We start from the raw sequence: 23021 nt of genomic DNA, 5'->3' as shown, positions 1-23021 counted from the left end.
GAGGGCTTCGCCCATGAGCCGCCGCCCGCATCGCATCGGCCTGCTCGGCGGTTCGTTCAACCCGGCGCACAAGGGGCATCGCGGGATCAGCTTGGCGGCGATCGAGGCGCTGGATCTCGACGAAATGTGGTGGCTGGTGTCGCCGGGCAATCCGCTGAAGCCCGCCGCGGGCATGGCGCCGCTGGCTTCGCGACTCGCCTCGGCCCGCCGCATCGCGCGCGCCGCCCGAATTCGGCCGACCGACATCGAATCGCGGCTCGGCACGCGTTACACCGTGGACACGTTGGCCGCGCTGGTGCGCCGCTATCCCCGGCATCGTTTCCTGTGGGTGATGGGCGCGGACAATCTGGGCCAGTTTCACCGCTGGCGCGCGTGGCGACGGATCGCCCGTACGGTTCCGATTGCGGTGATCGCGCGTCCAGGCTATGATGCTGCTGCCCGCGCGGCACCCGCGATGGGTTGGCTGCGGCGCTTCCAGAGGCCCGCACGCCAGGCGAAGAACTGGACTGAGTGGAGTGTTCCAGCCCTGGTGCTGTTACGTTTCCGCCCTGACCCGACATCCGCGACGCAGCTTCGCGCCGCAGATCCTGCCTGGCATGAGCGCCATGCGCTTCCCATATCAGCAGCCAGACCTTTCACCCAGGAGTGAACTTGCCCGCTTCCGCCAACGCCTATCGATCGACCGACGCTGACAGCGTCGCCGCATTGCATAAGCTTGTCCTCGACAGTCTGGACGATGACCAGGCCGCCGACACCATCTCGATCCCGCTCGCGGGAAAGTCATCGATCGCCGATCACATGGTGATCGCCAGCGGTCGATCGACCCGGCAGGTCGCCTCCATGGCGCAGAAGCTGGCCGAGAAGATCAAGGGCGAGACGGGCAAGTCGCCGCGGATCGAGGGTCTGCCGACCGCCGACTGGGTGCTGATCGACGCCGGCGACGTGATCGTCCACCTGTTCCGACCCGAAGTCCGCTCCTTCTACAATTTGGAGCGCATGTGGTCGTTCGGTGACGCGCCGGCCGTGCCGTCCCCCGGGAACGCCTGATCTGATCCTGCATATCGTGGCGCGCGGGCGGATCGGTCGTTCGCCCGAAGCCGAACTGGTGGACCGCTATCTTAAGCGGATTGCCTGGCCGACCCGCGTGACCGAATTGCCCGATCGCGGCGGCAAGATGCCGGAGATCGCGCCCGCGACGCGGCGCATCATGCTGGACGAGACCGGCAAGGTGCTGTCCTCGGTGGAATTCGCCCGCATAATGGAGCGGTGGCGCGATGATGGCGTGCGCGAGGCGCGCTTCATGATCGGCGCTGCCGATGGCTTTGACGATGCCGAGCGGGCGGGCGCGGACCTGCTGCTGTCGTTCGGCCGGGCGACCTGGCCGCATATGATGGCGCGCGCCATGCTGGCGGAACAATTGTTCCGCGCCACCTCCATCCTTGCCAATCACCCCTATCATCGCGAAGGCTGATCCGCGATGCGGGTGGGGCGGACAGCGATGCTCACGGGCGCGGCGATGCTGCTCGCCAGCGCGACGACGGCGCCCGACGCGCTGTCGATCGAGCGGTCGCGGCTGAAGGCGGCCAAGGCGGAGGCGGTGCAGGCCGCCGCGCGCGCGTCCGATCTTCAGCGGCAGGCCGAGGCCGAACGTGACGCAGTGGGCAAGGCGCAGGCGGAGGAAGCCGCCGTGGGCGCGCGGATCGACCGGGCGGAGGCAACCGTCGCCGCGGCGCGGGCGCGCGTCGCCATCGTGGAGGAACTGCTGCAGCGGCAGCGTGCCGCATTGGGTGAACGACAGGCGCCTGTCGCACGGCTGGTGGCGGCGCTATCCTCATTGGCACGCCGGCCGGTCGCGGCGGCGATCGTCCAGCCGGGGTCGGTGAGGGATCTGGTCCATATTCGTGCGGTGCTGGGCAGCACCTTGCCCGCGATCCGGCGCGAAACGGCCGGGCTGCGGGAGGAGCTGGTCCAAAGCCGGCAGTTGCGGACGGCGGCGGCGCAGGCGGCGAGCGGGCTGGAACAGAGCCGGCGCGATCTCGTGACCGAACGCCGCGCGCTGGCGGCGGTGCGCGCGCGCCATGCGAGTGCGGCGGTGCAGCTCAACCGCGACGCGCTGGCGCAATCCGACCGTGCGATCGCGCTGGGCGAGGAAGCGCGCGATATCATCGACCGTATGGCGGCGATCGGTCAGACTCAAGCGACGCTGGAAGAGCTGGTCGCGCTGCCCGGACCGCCGCGTTCTATCATCGCTCCGGAAGCGCGCGCGCCGGCCTATCGTCTGCCGGTTGGCGGGCGGTTGGTGACGGGCTTTGGTGAGGTGTCCGACAATGGCGTGCGATCGCGCGGGCTGACCTTCGCCGTGGGGAGCGGAGCGACCGTAATGGCGCCGGCGGCGGGCCGGGTGATCCTTTCGCGGCCGTTCCGCAACTATCGAACGATCGTCATCATCGACCATGGGCAGGGCTGGAACAGCGTGGTCACCGGCATCGGCCAGGCACTCGTGAAGCGCGGTGCCTATGTGGCGGCGGGCGAGCCGGTCGGGCGGGCGCCGGTGGACGGCGAGCCGCTGGTGACGGTCGAATTGCGGCGACAGGGCCGGCCTATCGACATGACGGCGCTAATCGGGTGACCGTGTTTTCGCCTCAAATTCGGGAGGCGACAGATGGATCTTGCCCGCTCAGCCCCCGTTCACGTCGCCTGCGCTTTGATCGGCCACGCGAAAGCCGCTAAAGGCGATCAATCCGGTTCGCCCGAGGACGTGACCCACATGAAGTTTCCGCTGCTATCCGCCACTGCTCTGGCCGCGACGCTCGCGCTGGCGCCGCTTACCACCGGCGCAATGGCCGCCGTGGACGCCAGCGCCTATCGCGAGATGGAACGCTTCATGGACGTGTATAATCGCGTCAAGGCGGACTATGTCGACCGGGTGACCGACGAGCAGCTGATCAAGGGCGCGATCGACGGCATGCTGGCGGCGCTCGATCCGCATTCCGGCTATGTCGACGCATCCGACTTCGAGAATCTGCGCATCCAGACGGAGGGCAATTACGGCGGGCTGGGCCTGACCGTCTCGCTGGAGGATGGCGCGGTGAAGGTGATCGCGCCGCAGGAGGATTCGCCGGCATGGCGGGCCGGGGTGAAGACCGGCGACTATATCACTCACATAAATGGCAAGCTAATCTACGGCGGCACGCTGGACGAGGCGGTGGCGCAGATGCGCGGCAAGCCGGGATCGAAGCTGAACATCACCATCGTGCGGCCGGGCCGCGACAAGCCGATCGAGCTTTCGCTGGTACGCGAGCTGATCGTGCAGCGGCCGGTGAAATGGGAGGTGAAGGGCGACGTCGGCTACGTCAACATCAACACCTTCTCCGAAACGACCGGTGCCGACACGCGCGCGGCGATGATCGCGATTGAAAAGTCGCTGGGCCATCGGCCGCTCGGCTATGTGGTGGATCTGCGCTCCAACGGCGGCGGCCTGCTGACTCAGGCGATCGAAGTGGCGGACGTGTTCCTAGAAAGCGGCGAGGTCGTTTCGCAGCGCGGCCGCGAAAAGGGCGACGTCGAGCGTTATTACGCCAAGCCCGGCGACATGGCGCATGGTCTGCCGATCATCGTGCTGACCGACAGCGGCACCGCATCCGCTTCCGAAATCGTTGCCGGCGCGATCCAGGATCATCACCGCGGGCTCGTGATGGGCGAGCGCACCTTCGGCAAGGGATCGGTGCAGACGCTGCTCCAGCTCGGGCCGACCACCGCGCTGCGGCTGACCACCGCGCGTTACTACACGCCATCGGGCCGATCGGTGCAGGAAGGCGGTATTGAGCCCGATCTCGCCGTGCCGCAGATCAGCGATCCCGATTACAAGTCCCGCCCGGTGTTCCGCGAGGCGGACCTGCGGCGCCATCTGATCAACGAAGTGAAGGCCGACGACCGCATCCTTGAAGAGGATACCAAGGATGATCCGCGCTTCGCCGCCACGGCGGAGTCGCTGGAAAAGGACGGCATCGACGACTTCCAGCTCTGGTATGCGCTGAAGACGGTCGCCCGACTGGGTGGGCCGACGCAGGTGGCGGCGGTGACGGCATCGATGAAGAAGGATCTTGCCGCCAAGTGAGCTCGACCCAATCACGCGCGCGGTTCATCGCGCTGCTGCTGCCATTGCTGCTACTCGCCGGAGCCTGGGGATCGCAACTGATCGGCGGCCTGGTGCCGTGCGAGATGTGCCATTGGCAACGCTGGCCGCATTATGCCGCGGTGCTGGCCGCTGGCTTCGCCTTCATCGTGCCGGGCCGATCCAGCAAGGTGACGATGATCATCGTGGCGGCGGCGTTGATCGCCGTCTCCGGCCTGATCGGCGTGTTCCACGCCGGCGTCGAATATCATTGGTGGCAGGGCATCACCGCCTGCTCCACCATGGCGACCGGCGATGGCGTATCGACCGACGAGATGCTCCGGCGGTTGCTCGCGGCGCCCGTCATCCGGTGCGATGCGGCACAATGGACTTTGCTGGGCGTTTCTCTGGCCGGGTATAACGCGATCCTGTCGCTGGGCGGCGCGGCGGCGATCCTGTGGCTGATCGGAAGGGTGCGATGAACTGGAAACCGGGCGACCGCCGCCATGACACCAAGTCCATGATCCGCGTCGATCAGGCAGGCGAATATGGGGCCACGCGCATCTATGCCGGCCAGCTTGCCATCATGGGACACCGATCACCGCTGGCACGCGAGATCGCCGGCATGGCGCTGCAGGAAGAGCGGCATCGCCAATATTTCGATCGCCTGATGGCAGAACGCGGCGTGCGGCCCACCTTGCTCCAGCCCTTCTGGGACGTGGCCGGATTTGCGCTGGGCGCCGTTACCGCAGCGATCGGGCCGGAGGCAGCGATGGCCTGCACCGCCGCTGTCGAAACGGAGATCGACAAGCACTACGCCGATCAGCTGGTGGAGCTTGGCGCGGAAGAGCCTGAACTCAGTGCCGCAATCGCCGAATTCCAGGCCGAGGAGCTGGAACATCGCGATACGGCGCTTGCCAGCGGCGCGGAGGATGCGCCGGCCTATCCGCTGCTGTCGGCGGCGATCCGGCTTGGCTGTCGGGTTGCGATCGCGACGGCCAAGCGGATCTGAGAGGATGAACCGCATGCGATTGATCGGATCATCGGTGCTCGCCATGCTGGCCATGGCGGCTCCCCTTTCGGCGCAGGAAGCGAGTCAGGCGGTGGTGCCCCCGTCCAAGGTCGTGATCCTGCCACCCCCGTCGAAGCCGGTGGCGCTGCCGGGTGCGCCGCGCTCCAGCCGTCAGACGATTTCGGCCGAAACTTCCCGCAACGCTCCAGTGAATGGCGTGGTGGTACTCTACGGGAATGAACGCTGCCCCACGAATAGCAACGGCGAAGAGATCGTCGTGTGCCAGCGGCGCAGTGCCCAGGAGCAGTTTCGTATTCCCAAGGAAGTGCGGACGCTGGAGATCACGCCCGAGAACGAAAGCTGGGCGGCGCGTGAGAAGGGCAACCAGGATGTCGGGAATGTCGGTATCGGCACCTGTACGACCGTTGGAGCCGGCGGCGGCACGGGGTGCTTCGTGCAGAATGCCCGGCGGGCAAAGACCGAATCGCAGGCGCGCGACAAGGCGGCCACACCCGACCTCAGCCCCTATTGATCGGCGCCACGCGGCGGACGAGTTGGCAACGCCGTGCGTCGCGAACGGGGGAGCTGCGGAGTAGGCAGGCAGTTCCGCCCAACCGGGCTATTGATCAGAGCGGTCCCACACGCTTATTCTGGCGGCGGGCCGTGTGACTGGCGCAAATGCGGAGCACCGCAGGGGAGCACGGCCTTGCTGCCGCGCGCCTGGGCATGTCACTTCCGGCAAGGAGAGGCCCGATGCGCATTGCATTCCTGCTGTTTCCCTCGATCACCCAGCTTGACCTGACCGGACCGGCTCAGGTGCTGGCCCGCCTAGGCGGTGACGCTAGACTGGATCTTGTCTGGCGCACGATCGATCCGGTGATGACGGATGCCGGCTTCGCCATCGTGCCGACGGCAACATTCGATACGGTTCAATCAGCCGATATCCTCTGCGTTCCCGGCGGTATCGAGGTGAACGCTGTCATCGCGGATGACGACGCGATGAATTGGGTGAAGCAGATCGGCGCCGACGCCGATTGGGTGACCAGCGTCTGTACAGGGTCGCTAATCCTTGGTGCAGCGGGACTGCTGCAGGGATATCGCGCCACATCGCATTGGGCGTGGCGGGACATGCTTCCCCTGTTCGGCGCGACTCCGGTGGCGGAGCGGGTAGTGATCGATCGCAACCGGGTAACCGGCGCCGGCGTGACGGCCGGAATCGATTTCGCGCTTTCGCTCACCGCGCTGATCCGGGGGGAGACGCATGCCCAGGCCGTTCAGCTGAGCCTAGAATATGATCCGGCGCCGCCGTTTGACGCAGGAACACCTGACCGGGCGGGGGAGGCGATCGTGGCAGGTTTTCAGGAGCGCATGGCGAAGCTGGCACCCGGGCGCGAAGAGGAGTTGCGGTCGCTGGCGGTGCGGCGAGGCTTTTTCGGCGCATAGTGTGGAGCGGCGTCTGCGGCGCGAGGGCGGCGGCGCGGCGGCGTAGTCTGGGGCGCTCCTCGCGGGGTGGACCGTCACCCGATTTACAGCTCTGGCGATTGTCGGGGGCAATCTAGGGGAGTGCGTCTCTCTGAAGCCTTCTTGTGGAGCCTTTGTGAATGCTTTCACGTCACCACAGGTCGCCTGCCGCGTTGCTCAGCAAGGGCTCATGCTAAAGTCCATTATCCCAAAAACGCCAGTACTGAGGTCTGCGGCGCTTTGGAGGCCGGCACGTCCGGCATGAAGGAGTGGGCCGTGCAAAGGTTTCGCCCTCGTCGGGGAGAGCTCAGGAACGAAATCATCACCGAACCGTCACAAAGCTCCCCTGTGAAACTACGATGTTGCGCGACGGCGGGCATTCGCTCATCGGTGGACTTGATGGAACAGCAAGCAAGCACCGGCCTGATGAAGGACCTTGCGCGTCTGGCAGCGCCCGCTCGTCAGCGCCCATTGTCTGCTCTGGTTACCGTTCCGGTGGTAACAATAGGCGCAGCTTGCATACTTCCGGTGGCGGTGGCCGCATTCGGCCTTACCCGCCTGGCGCAAGGGCGATTGGAGGGCTTGGGATCGGACTCGGTTGCAGCCGCGCGCTCGCTGTGGCGCGCGAAAAGCGCAGCCGTGGGCGCTCTGACTAGCTACGCTGCACCTCGGAACTGAACACCGCGTCGGCAGAGCGCCGGGGTCGCGGTGACCAGCGCGCGAGAAGGCCGCCCAGATATTCGCGAAGGGCAGCCGGCTCTGTCGTCGCCATCACCGGCGTGGTTGCACGAACCTTGGCGAGCGCCGTGGCGAAATCCTGATCCTGATCCACCACGGCGAGAAGCCCGCGCTCCGCAAAGGCGGAAGTGACCTCCAATTGGTGGTCGTCATAATGTTCGCCAAGGTCGAACAGGCGAGGCACGGCAACGACCCGGCAACCGTTTTGCAGCGCCGTGATCAACGACCCCGTTCCGCCGTGGCAGACGACGATGTCAGCCCGGTGCAAAATGTCCTTCACCTCACCGAACGGAATGGAGGCGTGTACCTCCTCGACGCCGCGCGGCTCATAGGCTGACTCGCCGATCTGGAGGATGACCCGCTCCGGCAGGACGCCCTCGCGCTTGGCATCTTCCACCATGCGCACCAGCCGGTCGAAAGGAAGGGTCGCTCCGACGGTGGCGAAGACCAGAGGCTCTTTTACGGGCCGCTCGCCAGTCAGCACATGAAGCGGGTCGAACGTCTTGGTCGCCTTCCATTGATCGGCAGCGGCGGCCGATTGCGACACGCGCACATGGGCCAGCGGACCGGCGATACGCGCAAAGGCGGAGGGCGCCCGGAAACGGGCAAAGCTGTCGACAAGGACGACCTTCGCGCCCGCCAGTCGCGCGAAAAGCAGAACAAAGAACATGGAGCCAGCGCCGGTCGTCAGAACCACATCCGGCCGCTGGCGCATGACGATCAGGAACGACTGAAGGAGATTTCGGATGGCGGCCAGCAGCATCCGAAAGGGGGCGCCAAGACGTGCCTGGCCGAGAGCATAATGGGAAACAAAGTGTGTCGAATATTGATCGGCGATGGAGCGGCCAAGCGCAAGATCTTCCGTGACAAAGAAGAAGTCGTGCGGGCGCCAAACATCCTCGAGATCCAGTAGCTGCCGAACATGACCGCCGCCTGACGCGCACAAGGCAAGTCGCAAACCCCTGCGATCGCCGTCGCCATCACGGCGATGCAGGGTGGAGGCCCAGGGTGCAATATCACCAATAGATGTGAGCAGACGAAGCACGGTGACTTTACTCCCCCGAAGTATCGCGCGAACCTGCTTCGTTCGTCGGCGATCATTGCCGTAACGGCATAGCGCCTTCGGTTGCCTGGATGTGAATAGAAGTGTCCGAAATGGCGGCACTGCTGGCAGCGTATCTTGCCCGGAGATCCGTTCCGGGCGTTTATCACTGGTGCAAGCGCAATCAGTGTGCACGTGAACCTTGCTGCGGATTTCGGCGAAACATGATGAAGAGCAACTTCGCCGGCGGTTCCGATCATCGACTCGCGCCAATCATGCCGCTGCTACGCCGGACCTTTCTGGGCATAGGGATCGTCAGCGCATTTCTGAACGTGTTGCTGCTTGCCGGTTCGCTTTACATGATGCTGGTCTACGACTTCGTTATCCCCGGCAGAAGCATACCGACGCTGATCGGGCTGCTGCTGATGGTCATCGCGGCTTACGTGTTCCAGGGCCTGCTCGATGCCTTGCGCGGGCAATTGCTGATCCATCTGGCGAGCAGCGTGGACCTGCAGCTGGAAGCAAAGGCGCACGACGTGGTGGTCACGCTGGCCCGGCTTTATCCGGCGCAGGATCCGGGACAACCGATCCGGGACATCGATCAGGTTCGCGGCTTTTTGGGCGGGCCGGGACCCGTCGCACTGGTCGACCTGCCATGGGTGCTGTTCTTCGTTGGCGTGCTGTTCCTGCTGCATCCATGGCTAGGGGCAACGGTGCTGCTGGGGGCGGGGGTGCTGATCGCGCTGACGCTGCTGTCTGAACGCGCCACCCAGGCAACCATGGCGGAGCTTGTCCGGCTGAACCGGAATCGCCAGCAAGCCATTGATACCAGCCGCCGTCATGCCGAGGCGATCCACGCCATGGGAATGCAGGGGCAATTGCAAGGCATCTGGCGCGAGGCCAACGGAGCCTATCGCGACGCGCAGGTGACGATGAGCGGCAAGGCCAGCGCTCTGGTCACCGCCAGCCGGATGTTCCGCCTCTTCCTGCAATCAGGCGTGCTGACCGTCGGCGCGTTGCTGGTGCTGAGTGGAGAGGCGAGCGGCGGCGTCATTTTCGCCAGCTCGATCCTGTCCTCGCGCGCGCTGGCGCCGATCGAGGCGACCATCGCGAACTGGCGCGGCTTTGTCGCTGCCCGCCAGAGCTGGCGGCGACTGGGCGACATCATGGCGTTCGATGGAGAACGGCAGCCTGTCCAGATGCTGCCCCCGCCATCGCAGTCGCTTTCCGCCGAAGCCCTGACCCTAGCGCCGCCTGGCAGCGACAAGCCGCTGGTGTGGAGCATCAGCTTTCTCGCCTATGCCGGTGAAGCCGTAGCGATCCTGGGGCCGAGCGGCTCGGGCAAGTCGACGCTATTGCGCGGGCTGGCGGGAAGCCTCCCGCCGCTCAGCGGCGCGGTGCGGCTGGACGGGGCGATGATGTCCCAATGGCCGCGCCAAGTGCTTGGCCGCGGTATCGGCTATCTTCCCCAGAGCGTGGAGCTCCTTCCCGGGACCATCGCCCAGAACATCGCCCGCTTCGATCCGTCCAGCACCCCGGAGCGGATCATCGCTGCCGCCGAGCAGGCTGGCGTTGGAGACATGATCCAGGCGCTACCCGACGGTTACAATACGGAGGTCGGGATCGACGGCAGGAGACTGTCAGGAGGGCAGCGGCAGCGAATTGCGCTCGCCCGCGCGCTTTATGGCGACCCGTTCCTGATCCTCCTCGACGAGCCCAATGCGAACCTGGATTCGGTCGGTGAGGCAGCGCTGATCCAAGCGATCCGCTCCGTCAAAGCGCGAGGGGCCATCGTGGTGCTGGTGGCACACCGACCCTCCGTTCTGGTGGCGGTGGACAATGTTCTGACGCTGCGGGATGGACGAGCCCTATCCTACGGTCCGCAGCCGGACAGTATTCTCCAAGGAACACAAGCAAAATAGGGAACATACATCAAATATCGTCCCAGAAAACGTCAGGAAGCGTAATTGACGAAGTGTTGCGTCCGTTATCGATACGTCCCTCTCTGGTCGGCATTTAACTCAACGGCGTAGTGTTGTTGAAGACTCGGTAGGTGCCGCGTCCTCGAGCGGGAAGGCCGTTCACGTTAATGGTTCAGGAGGGTAACATGGTGGATTATGTCGCTGGAAACGATGCTACAGACGATGATCTGCGGGCATCCGTTTCCGGATCAATGGTCACCTGTGGGGACGGCAATGACGTTCTTCGTGGTGGTAAAACCGCTGACATTCTGATCGGCGGCGCGGGCGAAGACAAGCTTTGGGGCGGCGCTGGTGGCGATCAGTTCCGGTTCTTTGGCGACCAGATCGGCAGTCTGACAGATCCGACGGATGTAGACGCGATCTACGATCTGAACTTCGCTGATGGCGACCTGCTCGTCTTCGGCAAGTACAATGGCCTTTTCGGCACGGACGCGGCTGGCCTGAACGGCTTTGCCGCTGGTGACTCGGCGATCATCTCCAGCTTTGCCGGGCTTGCCGCCGCATGTGAGGCCTCGGGAGGGCGCATCACCTTCACCGGCAACGTCGGGGCGGATCTCCTGATGATCAGCTTCGACAATGGCGCTGGGTGTACGCAGACCATCCGCATCAGCCAGGGTTACAACGCCTTCGTGAGCGAGCTCTCGCCCGTTTAAGTCACAATCAGGTCCCCCGGCGGGAGGGGCGCTGCATTTGTGTGGCGTCCCTCTTCGCATTGTCACAGCCCGCGACCAAGCCCGATCTTGAGGCGCGGGATAGCGAAGGATCATGCATGTCGCGGCTGCTGAAGCCCGTCCTGACCGGAAGCGCCCGGAGCAGCCAGACCGTTCGCGCGTCAGGCCGAACCGCCGCCATGTCGGTGGCCCTGCTTACCCTGGCGATGTGGGTGATCCTGGCAGGCTATTGTCTGTACGTGATGCTGCTGCTGGACGTCGCGCTTCCTGGAAGGAGCGGAGAGACGTTGGCGGGGCTGGCGGCCATGGCAGGCGTGCTCGTGATTGGTCACGCGTATGTCTTGCAGACAAGACGACAGGCGCTCGCGGCCTTGGCCGCGGCCTGTGACGCGGCCGGAGAACGACTGAACCACATTGAGCAGGATGCTCTGCGCGAGGCTCTCCTCCGCGGCGGCGCGGCGGCTTTCGTCGATGCTGCGGCAATCCCGCTCGTGATCGGCGGCCTGGCCCTGATCGGCGGCTGGATAGCGGCAATCCCGCTGGTCGGAGCTGTTCTCGGCCTAGCCATCCTGTCGATCGAGGCGAATGCCGTCAGACGCTTCGGCCGGCTCGATGTGGCTCGCCGTACGCGCGATGGCGCGGCGTTGATCGTGTCGACCAATCGCCGACATCTCGGGCAGCTCGGATTGTACGAGCGGGCGATGGCGGTCGCGAGCTCCCACCGACGCACGGTCGCGCTGTCAGATGCCGAGACTGCTGCGGCGGAGGGACGGGCGCTTGGCGCCATCAATCTTCTGGCCGGCTTCTCCCTCGCCGGTTCGGCGGCGGCGGCAACGTCAATCGTTGCCAGCGACGCCGCGAGCATCGGCGGGCTTGCCGTCACATTGCTGATGACGTGTCTTGTCTTTCAGCCGCTGCGTCGCCTCGCGGCTCATCTTCCGACCTTGATGTTCGCAGCGCCGGAGTGGAAGGTTTTGCTCGCGGCGGAGGCGGAACCCAATGCCGCCACCGCCATGGTCGCGTTGCCCCGACCGGCGCGAGAGCTTGATGTGAGCGGCCTTACCGTGCCGGTAGCCGGAACGCGGCGACTGACGCTTCAAGACGTGACGTTCAATGCCACGGCCGGCGATGTGGTGGCGGTGATCGGGCCGGCGGCAGGCGGGAAGTCGACGCTGTTGGAAGCGCTAGTCGGTCAGATCCCCAATGCGTCCGGCGATGTCCGGCTGGACGGTGCGGCGTTGAACCAGTGGGACCGCGCTGCGCTGCGCCAGCATGTTGGCTATCTCCCGCAGCTTCCCGGATTGCTGCGGGGCACCGTCGCGCAGAACATCTCGGGCTTCGGGTCCGAACCTGGCGAGGCCATCATCCGCGCGGCGCAGGTGGCCGGCGTGCATGACGATATCGTCCGCTTGCCCGATGGTTATGACACGATGATCGCTGAGCCGGGGGCGCTGCCGCTGGCGCTGTCGCTGCAGCAACGGATCGCTTGGGCGCGCGCGCTGTTTGGCGAGCCCTTTCTCGTGTTGCTGGATAATCCAGCCTCTTTTCAGGACAATGACGGCCATCTCGCACTGCGCCGCTGCCTCGCCCGCCTGCGGGCGCGAGGCGCCGTGACGATCGTTACGGGAGATGCGGCGTCGATCATCGATAGTGCCAGCCACGTTCTTGTTTTGCGGCATGGCGGCGTGCTCGAATTTGGCACGACGGAAGAGGTGCGCGGAAAGATGGTCGAGCGACAGCGGCGCGAGGCGGAACGCCTGGCGAGCGTGTCAGTCTTTGCCGAGCCCCGGGAAACGCTGGCCGATGCGCCGCTGGTGGAGTGATGGCCATGTCAGGAGAAATCGCCCTGGATCTATCCGGATCGTCGCTGTTCGAACCGACTGCTTCGCATGATCCGCAACGGGCGCTTGATCGCAGCCTGCGCCAGGCGGTGATCCTGATTTTGGTGCTGGTTCTGATTATCGCAATGATGACGTCGGTGATCAGGGTGACCGGGGCCGTGATCGGCAACGGCCGGCTATCAGTTGAATCCAGCGTCAAGCGGGTGGCGCATCCGAGCGGCGGCGTGATCGCGCAATTGTACGTCCGAGAGGGGGACCGGGTCCGCAAGGGCCAGCCGGTCATGCGCTTTGACAATCGCGTGAGCGGCGACAGTGCGGCGACTCTAGGCCAGTCGCTGGAGCAATTACTGGCGGCGCAGGCGCGCTTGACCGCGGAGCGCGACGGAGCCGCGGCGATCCATTATCCGCAGGCGCTTGTCGCCAGCGGCGAGGGCTCAGCCCGGATGGCCATGGCGGAGGCCGATCGTCTGTTCGCCGCGCGTAGATCGCTTCGCGCGACGGAGCAGGACGCCATTCGCGAGAGGATCTATCAGGCGCAGCAGGATGTCGCGGCGACCGGCGCACAGCTGCAGGGCGCGGAGAACCAGCGCACCTTTCTCACTCCGGAACTGGAGGCGCTACGCGGCCTATACGCCCGCCAGCTCGTCACGGTGGCACGGGTCAACCAGCTCGAACGGACGGCGGCCGAGCTGAACGGGAGCATTGCGGCGCTGCGCGCGCGGATCGCGGAAAAGCGAGCCCGTATCGCGGAACTGCGCCAGTCGGCCATCGAGGCGGAACGCAACGCCCGCGTGCAGGCTGGGCAGGAGCTGGCTGGCGTCGTGACGCAGCTTGGCGATCAACGCGTGCGATCCATTGCCGCGAGCGATGCGTCCGAACGCTCGCTGCTGCGCGCGCCCTATGATGGCGTGGTCGACAATCTGGCTTATCAAACGATCGGCGGCGTAGTGCCTCCGGCCGAAACAATCATGGAGATCGTGCCTGATTTCGAGCCGTTGATCGTGAATGTCGCGGTGAATCCCACCGACATCGACCAGCTTCACGTCGGGCAGGAGGCAAGGATGCGCTTTTCCGCATTCAGCGCCCAGACCACGCCGGAGCTGAAGGGGCATGTTTTCTACATCGGCGCGGATCGAAAGAGCGACGAGAGGACCGGTGCGCCCTTTTATCAGATACGTCTGCGCGTGCCGGAAGCCGAGGTGCGCAAGCTGGGCGGGTTGACCCTGAAGGCCGGCATGCCGGTGGAAACCTATATGCAGACCCAGCGGCGCACGCTGATGAGCTATCTGGTGAAGCCGCTGATCGATCAGTTCAACCGGGCGTTTCGCCAGTGAGGGCGAGCGGCGGCCAGGTCAGTAAAAATGCTGCAGCGTCAGTTGCCGCTCCGGGCCATCGCACAAGCGCAGCCGGACCATGCGGCCCGGTGTGCCCGCGGACCAGGTGGCAAGGGGGTTGGTCGCGTAATCACGCGGGATCGGCTGACCGTCGATCGCGCAGATCGTCTCCCCCGCCGACCAGCCATCCCGCTCCGCAGGGCCGCCGCGCATGACGTGGAGGACGCGCAGACGATCACGATCGATTCCGACCAGCAAGCCGCTGGTGGAGCGCAGGGGCGGCCGATCAGCGGTGGCTCCCGGCGCCAGGATCATGCGACGCGCGGCCGGATCCAGAAGCACGCGATAGTTCTGGAGGAAGCCCGATCCGATCCTTCCGGCTGACTGGATCGTCTCGGAAAAACCCCCGGCGGGCTCTACCCGCACCTCCACGTTGCGCGCCGTCAGCTCACCGAGACGGAGCGTTGGCACGATCCCAATGGTGCTGGTGACCGTTCCTCCCAGGCCGAAGGAAATGGTGGTGGTGGTGCGTACCCCGGCGATCTTCGCCGCTGTCCATCCCGCATCGGTGACGGTGACGGATGATCCGTCGCCTGTATCCACAATCATCGGCTGAAGATGAGCGGCGCCAAGGCTGAGCGCGCTGACATAGACCAGGCGATCGCGGGAGATCGTCAAAGGTGCCGTGAACCCGCGGAATGGCATCCGCCCACTGGGCAACAGGCGGAAGCGGCGGCCGGCATAGTCGAGATCGAGTGCGAATTTCTCGATGAGATCACGGCCGACGAGAAGGTCGACCGGCTCCGCGCTACCGGTCGCCAGCGCGGGGAGGGTGGCCACGGCCAGGCCACCGCCCTGTCGCGTCAGGCTACCGAAGCTTACCTTCCGCGTGGCCGTCCAGCCGATCGACACGATGCCGCCGATCGCGGTGGCGCTGCCACCGGAGGTAACCTTCAGCGCCGCTCGTTCCGCAAAGCGGCGCGACAGCACCGAATAGCTGACGCCGGTGTCAAGGATGGCGGTGGCGGCGCGCCCGTCGATCTCGACGGAAAAGCGCAGCTGGTTGCCAGGGGTAAGATCGAAGGGAACCCAGCGGCTTTCGGCATCCGGCGCCAGCGCCGAGCTCCCCCGCGGCTGCGCGGCGGGCGAGATGGGGGGCAGGGGCGCTGCGGCGGTGGCAGCGGCAAGGAGCAAGGCCAGAAACACAGGCTTGTGTAGCGGCGCGAGTGGCGACCACCATAGGAAAGTTCGAGGCGGGCAGGAATGGCGCCCGCCACCCATTGCCTATGTGATCACCGATGATCGCAGCGGCAGAGCCCTAGCGATCATCGGCGCAGCGGCTCAGCCCTTGTTCGCCTGTCGCTTGGCCATGAATGCGAGCCGTTCGAACAGCATCACGTCCTGCTCATTCTTCAGCAGCGCGCCATGCAGCGGCGGAATTGCCTTCGTCGGATCGCGATTCTGCAGCACCTCAAGCGGCATATCCTCGTGCAGGAGCAGCTTCAGCCAGTCGAGCAGCTCACTGGTCGACGGCTTCTTCTTCAGCCCCGGCACGTCCCGAACCTCGTAGAAGATATCCATCGCCTTGCTTACGAGCATGCGCTGGATCCCGGGGAAGTGGACATCGACGATGGCCTGCATCGTCTCGCGATCCGGGAACTTGATATAGTGGAAGAAGCAACGGCGCAGGAAAGCGTCGGGAAGCTCCTTTTCGTTGTTCGAGGTAATGACAACGATCGGCCGCTCGGCGGCTCGCACGGTCTCCTTCGTCTCGTAGACGTGGAATTCCATGCGATCGAGTTCTTGCAACAGGTCGTTTGGGAATTCGATATCGGCCTTGTCGATTTCGTCGATCAGCAGGACGGGAAGCTGCGGCGCGGTGAACGCTTCCCACAACTTGCCCTTCCGAATGTAGTTGGAGATGTCGTGAACGCGCTCGTCGCCGAGCTGACCGTCACGCAGACGGGCGACAGCATCATATTCGTACAGGCCCTGCTGTGCCTTGGTGGTGGACTTCACGTTCCACTCGATCAGCGGCGCGCCGGTCGCCTTGGCGATTTCGTAAGCGAGTACGGTCTTGCCCGTGCCCGGCTCGCCCTTCACCAGCAGCGGCCGTCGCAGCATGACGGCGGCATTTACCGCGACCTTCAGATCGTCAGTCGCGACATAGCTCTGCGTGCCTTCGAAACGCTTCATGCCCTCATCCCGTCTCGTTCGAATATCCGGTTTGGGATGCGGGAAAATTTCGGCAGGTGCAAGCAGCTTGCCGTCGAACGCTATCAAAGCGCGTTGCGTGCCTCCGCACGGGCCGCAAGCAATTGCCAGAGCCCATGATGCTGCAGCGCGAGTTGCTCGGCGCCAAAGGCGAGCGCACGACCGTGCGCAGGATTGGTGGCGATGCTCTGTGCAGCGACGACAAGCGCGTCACGGGTGGGCAGGTTGTGCGGCAACAGAGCGACGCCGGTCCGCCGGGCCGCGGCCGCCAATATCTGCCGGATTGCATGCCATTCCAGAAGCAGAGCCAATGCGGCTCCGATTGCGCAGCCCGCACGGCTCGATTGCGCCAATATGCCCAGGGCGTGACGCTGTGCGCTGATCGCCGCTTCCGATTGCGCATGACGCGGCGTGGACGGGATCGGCCCCACTGCGGCCGTAAGGGTGATCAGAAGGTTGCGTTCCTGGTCCAAAACGGCCGCAGCCTCCGCCAGCCAGGGGATAGCCGAAGCTGCGCTGTCCGCCCGCGACGCCAGCTCGACAATCCCCGGCGGAGATCCGTGAAGCTGGCACAAGGCATGGACGGCATCCGCAAGATCCCGCGTCGCGACGCTAGAGGTGCAGATCGCAACGGCATGATTGCAGGACAGCGTTCCTTCTCGATCCACGATTTGATCGAGCGACCAGCGATTGCCTTCAACTCCCGCATTCGACGCCACGCTTCATTGCCCTCCCGGTGAAGTCCGGACCGGTGGGTGTCACAACAAGGTTAACAGCTCATTAAGCTTCCGAGGCGTTCATCACGACCGTCACCCCCACGACATGGCCGGCGCTGAGCAGCGGCGCTAGGCCGATCATGACACGGCGCAAGGCGGCACCGCCGACAAGGACGGAGCCCTCCAGCGATTGCGGTGATCGCTGATCGATCGCCGCCTCAAACGCATCGCCCAGCCGGCTGCGATCTCCCACGGTGACGAGCGAGACGAGGCGGGCTGCCGTTAGCGCCTCCACGGTTGCGCCGGTGAGGGACGCCAGCTTTGGTGAGGCATAATCGATGCGGCCACGCAGGTTGACGATCGCCGCCGCACCCCCGGCAGCCTCGCTGGCCCGGAAGAGGGACTCGTGCCGGTCGCGCCAATGCTGGCGCTCCTCCAGCGCCGTCGCGTCCTGAACCTGCAGAACGCTGCCGCCGGGGCCGCTGTTGATGGTGAAGGCCAACAGGCGATCGGGAAATCGGGCGGAGCGACATTCGACCGTTTCGGACAGGCCAGACTCGGAAACACGCATCACGGCCGTATGCAGTGCCTCGTCGGAAGGCGCGCACAGGCCGGTCAACGGTGCGCCATTCTCCACCAAGTCACCGAAATACCCGCGGGCACCGCGACTGGCGCCGACCACATTGTAATCCGGCCCAAGCAGGACGATCATCTCGGCAACGGCTTCCAGCAACGTCTTGAGGTGGCTGCCGTTGACAGGCTTGCTGGTATGGGGCGCACATAGCGCATCCATGACGTCCAGCGAGGTCAGGACCAGTCGTGGCCGTCCACGGTGAAGGATGTATACAGGCGCGCGCGTCGCCCGATCCTGCCAGATCCCGAAGTGGCGGACGAGATCCGACGCCGTCACCTGCTGTTCGATCCCGGCGGTTTGAGAAGCGTGTTTGGCCATGGTTACAGATTGTGGGACCGAATCGTGCCGGACAAGTAGATCATGCCGAATTGGCATGAGCAGGGAACGTAAATGCGAGATCGCTGCCAAAACGGTGCAGATATCTCGTCAGCGCCGAGATACTTCGCTGACTAAGTTTTACGTATTTGCTGATATTGGCCGGCACCGCCGCGCCGTCAAATCGTAAGGTTTCGCGACGAATAATTCTGCATGGGAGAGCGGTTTACCCGTTCTCCTTGCCAGTGAACGCGCCGACCCGCTCTCGTCCCCCGCCGGTCCGCCGCTTTCACTGCCACCGAAAGCGTCCTTTGGACGGTTCGGTCCGGTTCGAGTGGAGATGGTCCCCTCCACTGAACCGGTGTGCACGTGGCGCGGCGGCGAGCTCCCACTCCAGCCGTCGCGCCACAAGCCAACCGCTTGTGACGGCGCCACTCCTGGTCATCCGCTGACGGCGCCGGTGACGAAAAAAGGCGGGAAGATTGCTCTTCCCGCCTATCTAAACGCTTTCAGAGGCAGACTTACTGATCGAGGAAGCTGCGCATCTTCCGACTGCGGCTCGGGTGCTTCAGCTTGCGCAGCGCCTTTGCCTCAATTTGGCGGATACGCTCGCGCGTGACCGAGAACTGCTGGCCTACTTCCTCCAGCGTGTGATCGGTGTTCATGCCGATGCCGAAACGCATGCGCAGCACGCGCTCTTCACGCGGAGTGAGCGACGCCAGCACGCGCGTAACCGTCTCCTTGAGGTTCGCCTGGATCGCGGCATCCACCGGGATGACGGCATTCTTGTCCTCAATGAAGTCACCCAGGTGCGAATCCTCCTCGTCGCCAATTGGCGTTTCGAGAGAGATCGGCTCCTTGGCGATCTTCATCACCTTGCGCACCTTCTCCAGCGGCATGGAGAGGCGCTCCGCCATTTCCTCGGGCGTGGGCTCGCGGCCCTGCTCGTGCAGGAACTGGCGGCTGGTGCGGACCAGTTTGTTGATCGTCTCGATCATGTGCACCGGGATACGGATGGTGCGCGCCTGATCGGCGATCGAGCGCGTGATCGCCTGGCGGATCCACCACGTCGCATAGGTCGAGAACTTGTAGCCGCGGCGATACTCAAACTTATCCACCGCCTTCATCAGGCCAATGTTGCCCTCCTGGATGAGGTCCAGGAACTGCAGGCCGCGGTTGGTGTACTTCTTGGCGATGGAGATCACGAGGCGCAGGTTGGCCTCGACCATTTCCTTCTTGGCGATGCGCGCCTCGCGCTCGCCCTTCTGAACCATGTTGACGATGCGACGGAACTCGCCAAGCGCCATGCCGGTCTGCTGCGATATCTCGGCGATCTCAGTCCGGATGCGCTCCACCGTGCCCGCCTCGTTGGTGGCAAAGGCGGTCCACTTCTTGTCGAGCCCGTTGACCGTGGCGAGGAACGTATCGTCCAGCTCATGGCCCATGTAGCGATCAAGGAAATCCTTGCGGCTGACCTTGTGGCGCTCCGCCAAACGCAGCATCTGCCCGCCCAGAGCGGTGAGGCGACGGTTGTAGCTGTAGAGCTGATCGACGAGATATTCGATCTTCGCGTTGTGGAACTGAACGCTTTCGACTTCCGCAGTCAGTTCCTCGCGCAGCTTCTGATACTTGCGCTCGTCGGCCGTGGTCAGCTCGGTGCCGCCGCCCATGGCGTCGAGCCGGCCCTGCTGCATCTTGGAGAACTTCTTGTAGATCGACGTGATGTTGGCGAACTTCTCAAGCGCCATCGGCTTGAGCGTTTCCTCCATCTGCGCGAGGCTGAGGGTGTTGTCCTCTTCCTCATCGTCTGACGGCCGCGGCGCGCGGCGCTCGGTCATGTCGTCGTCATCGTCCGATGACGCTTCCTCGGGCTCGTCTTCTTCCTTGAAGCTGGCGCCGGCGGTCTTTTCGCTGATCTCCCCGTTATCGTCTTCCTCGGCGCCCTCGACCTGCTCGGCCGACGGCCCCTTGGAAAGCATCGCATCGAGATCGAGGATCTCCCGCAACTGCATCGTGCCTTCGTTGAGCTGGGTGGACCAGTCGATGATCGCGTTGAAGGTGATCGGCGATTCGCACAGCCCCATGATCATCGTGTCGCGGCCGGCCTCGATCCGCTTGGCGATGGCGATCTCGCCCTCGCGCGACAGCAGCTCCACCGCGCCCATCTCGCGCAGGTACATGCGCACCGGATCGTCGGTGCGGTCGACCGTTTCCTTCTTCTTTTCAGGAACCGGCGCATTGTCCGGCTCGCCGTCGACGGCTTCGACCTCGTCCTCGGCCTGCTCCTGTTCCTCGCCGTCCTCGCCCTGTTCCTCGTTCTCGACGATGTTCACGCCCATTTCGTTGAGCGCGGACATGATGTCCTCGAGCTGGTCGCTCGACATCTGATCCTGCGGCAAAGCGGCGTTCAGCTGTTCGTAGGTGATGTACCCGCGCTTCTTCGCACGGGCGATCATCTTCTTGATGTCCGCGTCATTGAGGTCGATCAGCGGGGCATCGGCCACTTCTGCGCCTTCATCTGCACCGCTACCGTTAACCTTCGCCATCAATCGTCCTCGGAATCAAAAGCGCGGGCGTCTTCGTTCGACTGAACGAGATTTGCAAGCCGAAGCTCCAGCGCCTGTTTCTCTCTCAACAACGCCACCTGCCGTTCAAACGCCTCGTCAGTGAAGCGCGCCTGCATGGCGGACGTTGCATCAGCCAGTGCCGCATCCACCTCAGGCCGGGCGACAAGGATCGCGATCGCTTCGTCAAGGTCTTCCCTGGCGCGCGTCACATCCCCCGTCGGCTGCGTGAAGGAATAGGGCATTCTATCTGCTCTCAGCAGGTCGCGAGCGACCGCCTCGAAGCCACTGTCGGCCAATATGGTGACAAGGCGGCTGCTATCAAGCTCCCGATCCTCCAAGGCGACATCGACCACAGCTTCGAACAGCCGTCCAAGTGCGCCGTCCGCCATGCGAAGCGATCCCAGCACCTCCATATGGCGGGCAATCTCCACGGGGTGGCGGATCAGCCCAGCCAGAACGGCCTTGGCGAGAACACGATCGATATTGCCGGCAGCATGGAGCGCCTTGGCATCTTCGGTGACGGGGGCGGGAGGCGGCGTCCATTTCTGCCCCGGGCGGCGCGGCACGAACGGCTGGCGCGGCTCGAAGGAGCGGCCGCGCTCGAAAGGACGGCGCTGATTGCCGAATTGTTCGTCATATCGGCGGCGAAATTCGGCGTGATATTCCGATCGCACCACCGGATCGCCGATCGTCTTGGCAAGCTCACCCATGCGCGCGCGAAAGCCGGCGCGCTGCTCGGGCGTGGTGAGCGGTTCTGCGGCGAGCTCGTGCGCCCACAGGCGATCGACCAGCGGCGACGCCTCCCGGACGAGCGCCTCGAGGGCGCCCGCGCCCTTTGCCCGGATCAGGTCGTCCGGATCCTGCCCGTCGGGTAAGGTCACGAATTGCAGGCTGCGGCCGGGCGCGAGCAACGGCAGGGCCCGGTGAGCCGCCCGCATCGCCGCCTTCTGTCCGGCATTGTCGCCGTCCAGGCAAAGGGTCGGCACGTCGGCGATCCGCCACAGTCGTTCAAGCTGATGCTCGGTCAGCGCGGTGCCGAGCGGCGCGACCACTTCGCCGATCCCCGCCTGTGCCAGGGCGATCGCATCCATATACCCCTCGACCACGAACACCCGGTCGGCCTTGCGCGCGGCAGGCAGGGCGCGATCGAGGTTGTAGAGCGTCCGTCCCTTGTCGAAGAGCGGGGTGTCGGGGGAGTTCAGATATTTCGGCTCCCCATCGCCGATGATCCGCCCGCCGAAGGCGATCACACGCCCTCGCGCATCGCGGATCGGGATCATCAGGCGGCCGCGAAAGCGATCATACGGCTCCTTGCCTTCGACACTGATGAGCAGCCCGGCCTCGATCAGCATGGCATCGCCGAACTGCTTGAGCGCGGTGCGCAGCTTGCCGCGGGCGTCGGGGGCGAAGCCGAAGCCGAAATTGCGTTTCGTCGCGTCGGAGATACCGCGCCGCTCCAGCAGGTCGCGCGCGGGCGCGCCTTCGAGTCCGTCGAGCTGCTGGCGAAACCAATCGGCCGCCGCCGCCATCACATCATGCAGCGACTGCGCCCGCTCCGCCCGCTCGGCGGCGCGCCTGTCCTGCGCGGGCATCTCCATGCCAGCGGCCTGCGCCAGTTCCTTCACCGCATCGATGAACGGCAGACCGCGCTGATCGGTCATCCAGCGGATCGCGTCGCCATGCGCCGAGCAGCCGAAGCAATGGTAGAAGCCCTTGTCGTCGTTGACGTAGAACGACGGGGTCTTCTCGTTATGGAACGGGCAGCAGCCCTTATACTCGCGCCCGGCCTTGGTGAGCTTGGTAGTCTTGCCGATCAGCGTGCTGAGCGACGTGCGCGCGCGGAGCTCGTCGAGGAAGGCGGGGGTCAGGGACATGGTTGTTCGGTCTGCTTGGCACGTCCTTCGACAAGCTCAGGACGAACGGGCGAGGGGGCTGCCAAATCTAATTCCGTTCGTCCTGAGCCTGTCGAAGGACGTGCCCCATACGCCACAGCCAGTTGCGACACCCGTTCCCAATCTCCAGCGATGAGCGCTTCCTTCTTCGCCCGAGACCATCCCTTGATGCGGCGCTCGGCCTCAAGCCGCGAGGGGAAATCCTGACACCACACCAGCGAAACGGGCTGCCGTCGCGCCGTATAGTCGCTGCCACGCCCGATCTGATGCTGGCCGATGCGGTGCTCCAATGCATCCGTATGCCCAGCATAGAAGCTGCCGTCCGAACAGCGGAGCAGGTAGGCCCAGAACGGCATCCCGCCTGTCTGCCAGATAGTGTTGGACCGGTCGAGAGGGCGGCGCGTGGAACACGCCCTTCGACAAGCTCAGGGCGAACGGGGAGAGGAGCGCACGACAAGGAGGTGGGACGCCAAAAGAAACCCGTTCGT

Annotated in this window: 21 protein-coding genes and 1 riboswitch; of the genes, 13 read left to right on the top strand and 8 right to left on the bottom strand. The window is 64.8% G+C overall.

The annotated features are described in order from the left end of the window. Positions 1-13: 13 nt before the first annotated feature. The 9 genes from BMX36_RS08275 to BMX36_RS08235 all read left to right on the top strand — a co-directional run bounded on the left by BMX36_RS08275 (position 14) and on the right by BMX36_RS08235 (position 6569). Positions 14-649, top strand: a complete 636-nt coding sequence (locus BMX36_RS08275; RefSeq protein WP_093064418.1) for a nicotinate-nucleotide adenylyltransferase — start codon at positions 14-16, stop codon at positions 647-649. Then, a complete protein-coding gene (gene rsfS / locus BMX36_RS08270; RefSeq protein WP_371262833.1) occupies positions 646-1047 on the top strand; it encodes a ribosome silencing factor in 402 nt (133 codons plus the stop codon). Before BMX36_RS08275 ends, rsfS begins: the two co-directional genes overlap by 4 nt. Position 1048: 1 nt before the next feature. After that, positions 1049-1471, top strand: a complete 423-nt coding sequence (locus tag BMX36_RS08265) for a 23S rRNA (pseudouridine(1915)-N(3))-methyltransferase RlmH (protein WP_093065398.1) — start codon at positions 1049-1051, stop codon at positions 1469-1471. 27 nt (positions 1472-1498) lie between these two features. Beyond that, positions 1499-2629 carry a murein hydrolase activator EnvC family protein gene (locus tag BMX36_RS08260; RefSeq protein ID WP_256210699.1) on the top strand — a complete coding sequence of 377 codons (1131 nt, stop codon included), beginning with the start codon at positions 1499-1501 and terminating at the stop codon, positions 2627-2629. 138 nt (positions 2630-2767) lie between these two features. Continuing rightward, the gene (locus BMX36_RS08255) at positions 2768-4117 is read left to right on the top strand and encodes a S41 family peptidase (RefSeq protein WP_093065394.1); all 1350 of its coding nucleotides are present in this window, start codon (positions 2768-2770) and stop codon (positions 4115-4117) included. Then, a complete protein-coding gene (locus BMX36_RS08250) occupies positions 4114-4596 on the top strand; it encodes a disulfide bond formation protein B (protein WP_066776882.1) in 483 nt (160 codons plus the stop codon). The genes BMX36_RS08255 and BMX36_RS08250 overlap by 4 nt, the downstream gene beginning before the upstream one ends. Next, positions 4593-5126: a demethoxyubiquinone hydroxylase family protein gene (locus BMX36_RS08245; protein WP_093064416.1), complete on the top strand. Its 534-nt coding sequence runs from the start codon at positions 4593-4595 to the stop codon at positions 5124-5126. Before BMX36_RS08250 ends, BMX36_RS08245 begins: the two co-directional genes overlap by 4 nt. Positions 5127-5139: 13 nt before the next feature. Then, positions 5140-5658: a hypothetical protein gene (locus tag BMX36_RS08240; protein ID WP_093065392.1), complete on the top strand. Its 519-nt coding sequence runs from the start codon at positions 5140-5142 to the stop codon at positions 5656-5658. Positions 5659-5781: 123 nt separating this feature from the next. Beyond that, positions 5782-5859: riboswitch (ZMP/ZTP riboswitch) on the top strand. 20 nt (positions 5860-5879) lie between these two features. After that, complete coding sequence (locus BMX36_RS08235) at positions 5880-6569, top strand: DJ-1/PfpI family protein (protein ID WP_256210698.1); 690 nt, start codon at positions 5880-5882, stop codon at positions 6567-6569. Positions 6570-7239: 670 nt separating this feature from the next. Here the strand turns inward: BMX36_RS08235 and welK are convergent. Next, positions 7240-8370 carry a beta-1,4-glucuronosyltransferase WelK gene (gene welK, locus BMX36_RS08230; RefSeq protein ID WP_256210697.1) on the bottom strand — a complete coding sequence of 377 codons (1131 nt, stop codon included), beginning with the start codon at positions 8368-8370 and terminating at the stop codon, positions 7240-7242. A 224-nt stretch (positions 8371-8594) separates the two neighbouring features. Here welK and BMX36_RS08225 point away from each other — a divergent pair, with 224 nt between their 5' ends. From BMX36_RS08225 to BMX36_RS08210, 4 genes are all read left to right on the top strand, one after another. Continuing rightward, positions 8595-10289, top strand: coding sequence for a type I secretion system permease/ATPase (locus BMX36_RS08225; RefSeq protein ID WP_218142145.1), 1695 nt, complete (start codon positions 8595-8597; stop codon positions 10287-10289). A 185-nt stretch (positions 10290-10474) separates the two neighbouring features. Next, a complete protein-coding gene (locus BMX36_RS22300; RefSeq protein ID WP_143058535.1) occupies positions 10475-11002 on the top strand; it encodes a calcium-binding protein in 528 nt (175 codons plus the stop codon). A gap of 116 nt (positions 11003-11118) precedes the next feature. Continuing rightward, the gene (locus BMX36_RS08215; RefSeq protein ID WP_093064408.1) at positions 11119-12843 is read left to right on the top strand and encodes an ATP-binding cassette domain-containing protein; all 1725 of its coding nucleotides are present in this window, start codon (positions 11119-11121) and stop codon (positions 12841-12843) included. Between the two features lie 5 nt (positions 12844-12848). Next, complete coding sequence (locus tag BMX36_RS08210; RefSeq protein WP_177179056.1) at positions 12849-14195, top strand: HlyD family type I secretion periplasmic adaptor subunit; 1347 nt, start codon at positions 12849-12851, stop codon at positions 14193-14195. An 18-nt stretch (positions 14196-14213) separates the two neighbouring features. Here BMX36_RS08210 and BMX36_RS08205 read toward each other — a convergent pair whose 3' ends face one another. From BMX36_RS08205 to BMX36_RS08175, 7 genes are all read right to left on the bottom strand, one after another. Then, on the bottom strand, positions 14214-15401 hold the full coding sequence (locus tag BMX36_RS08205; protein WP_256210696.1) for an aspartyl protease family protein: 1188 nt from the start codon (positions 15399-15401) through the stop codon (positions 14214-14216). A gap of 135 nt (positions 15402-15536) precedes the next feature. After that, the gene (locus tag BMX36_RS08200) at positions 15537-16391 is read right to left on the bottom strand and encodes an AAA family ATPase (RefSeq protein WP_066776858.1); all 855 of its coding nucleotides are present in this window, start codon (positions 16389-16391) and stop codon (positions 15537-15539) included. 83 nt (positions 16392-16474) lie between these two features. After that, entirely contained in the window at positions 16475-17128 is a 654-nt protein-coding gene (locus tag BMX36_RS08195; protein WP_093064402.1) for a DUF6975 family protein, read from the bottom strand. A gap of 61 nt (positions 17129-17189) precedes the next feature. After that, positions 17190-18077 carry a PAS domain-containing protein gene (locus tag BMX36_RS08190; RefSeq protein ID WP_093064400.1) on the bottom strand — a complete coding sequence of 296 codons (888 nt, stop codon included), beginning with the start codon at positions 18075-18077 and terminating at the stop codon, positions 17190-17192. Between the two features lie 518 nt (positions 18078-18595). Continuing rightward, positions 18596-20620 (bottom strand): RNA polymerase sigma factor RpoD, encoded by a 2025-nt coding sequence (gene rpoD / locus BMX36_RS08185; protein ID WP_066776847.1) that lies wholly within the window; start codon positions 20618-20620, stop codon positions 18596-18598. After that, the gene (gene dnaG, locus BMX36_RS08180) at positions 20620-22515 is read right to left on the bottom strand and encodes a DNA primase (protein ID WP_093064398.1); all 1896 of its coding nucleotides are present in this window, start codon (positions 22513-22515) and stop codon (positions 20620-20622) included. Before dnaG ends, rpoD begins: the two co-directional genes overlap by 1 nt. Continuing rightward, positions 22506-22889: a GIY-YIG nuclease family protein gene (locus BMX36_RS08175; protein ID WP_093064396.1), complete on the bottom strand. Its 384-nt coding sequence runs from the start codon at positions 22887-22889 to the stop codon at positions 22506-22508. The genes dnaG and BMX36_RS08175 overlap by 10 nt, the downstream gene beginning before the upstream one ends. Positions 22890-23021: the final 132 nt, after the last annotated feature.

Origin of the sequence: Sphingomonas sp. OV641 (assembly GCF_900109205.1) — a bacterium.
Classification (GTDB): Bacteria; Pseudomonadota; Alphaproteobacteria; order Sphingomonadales; family Sphingomonadaceae; genus Sphingomonas.
This window is presented reverse-complemented; position numbering and strand designations above follow the sequence as displayed.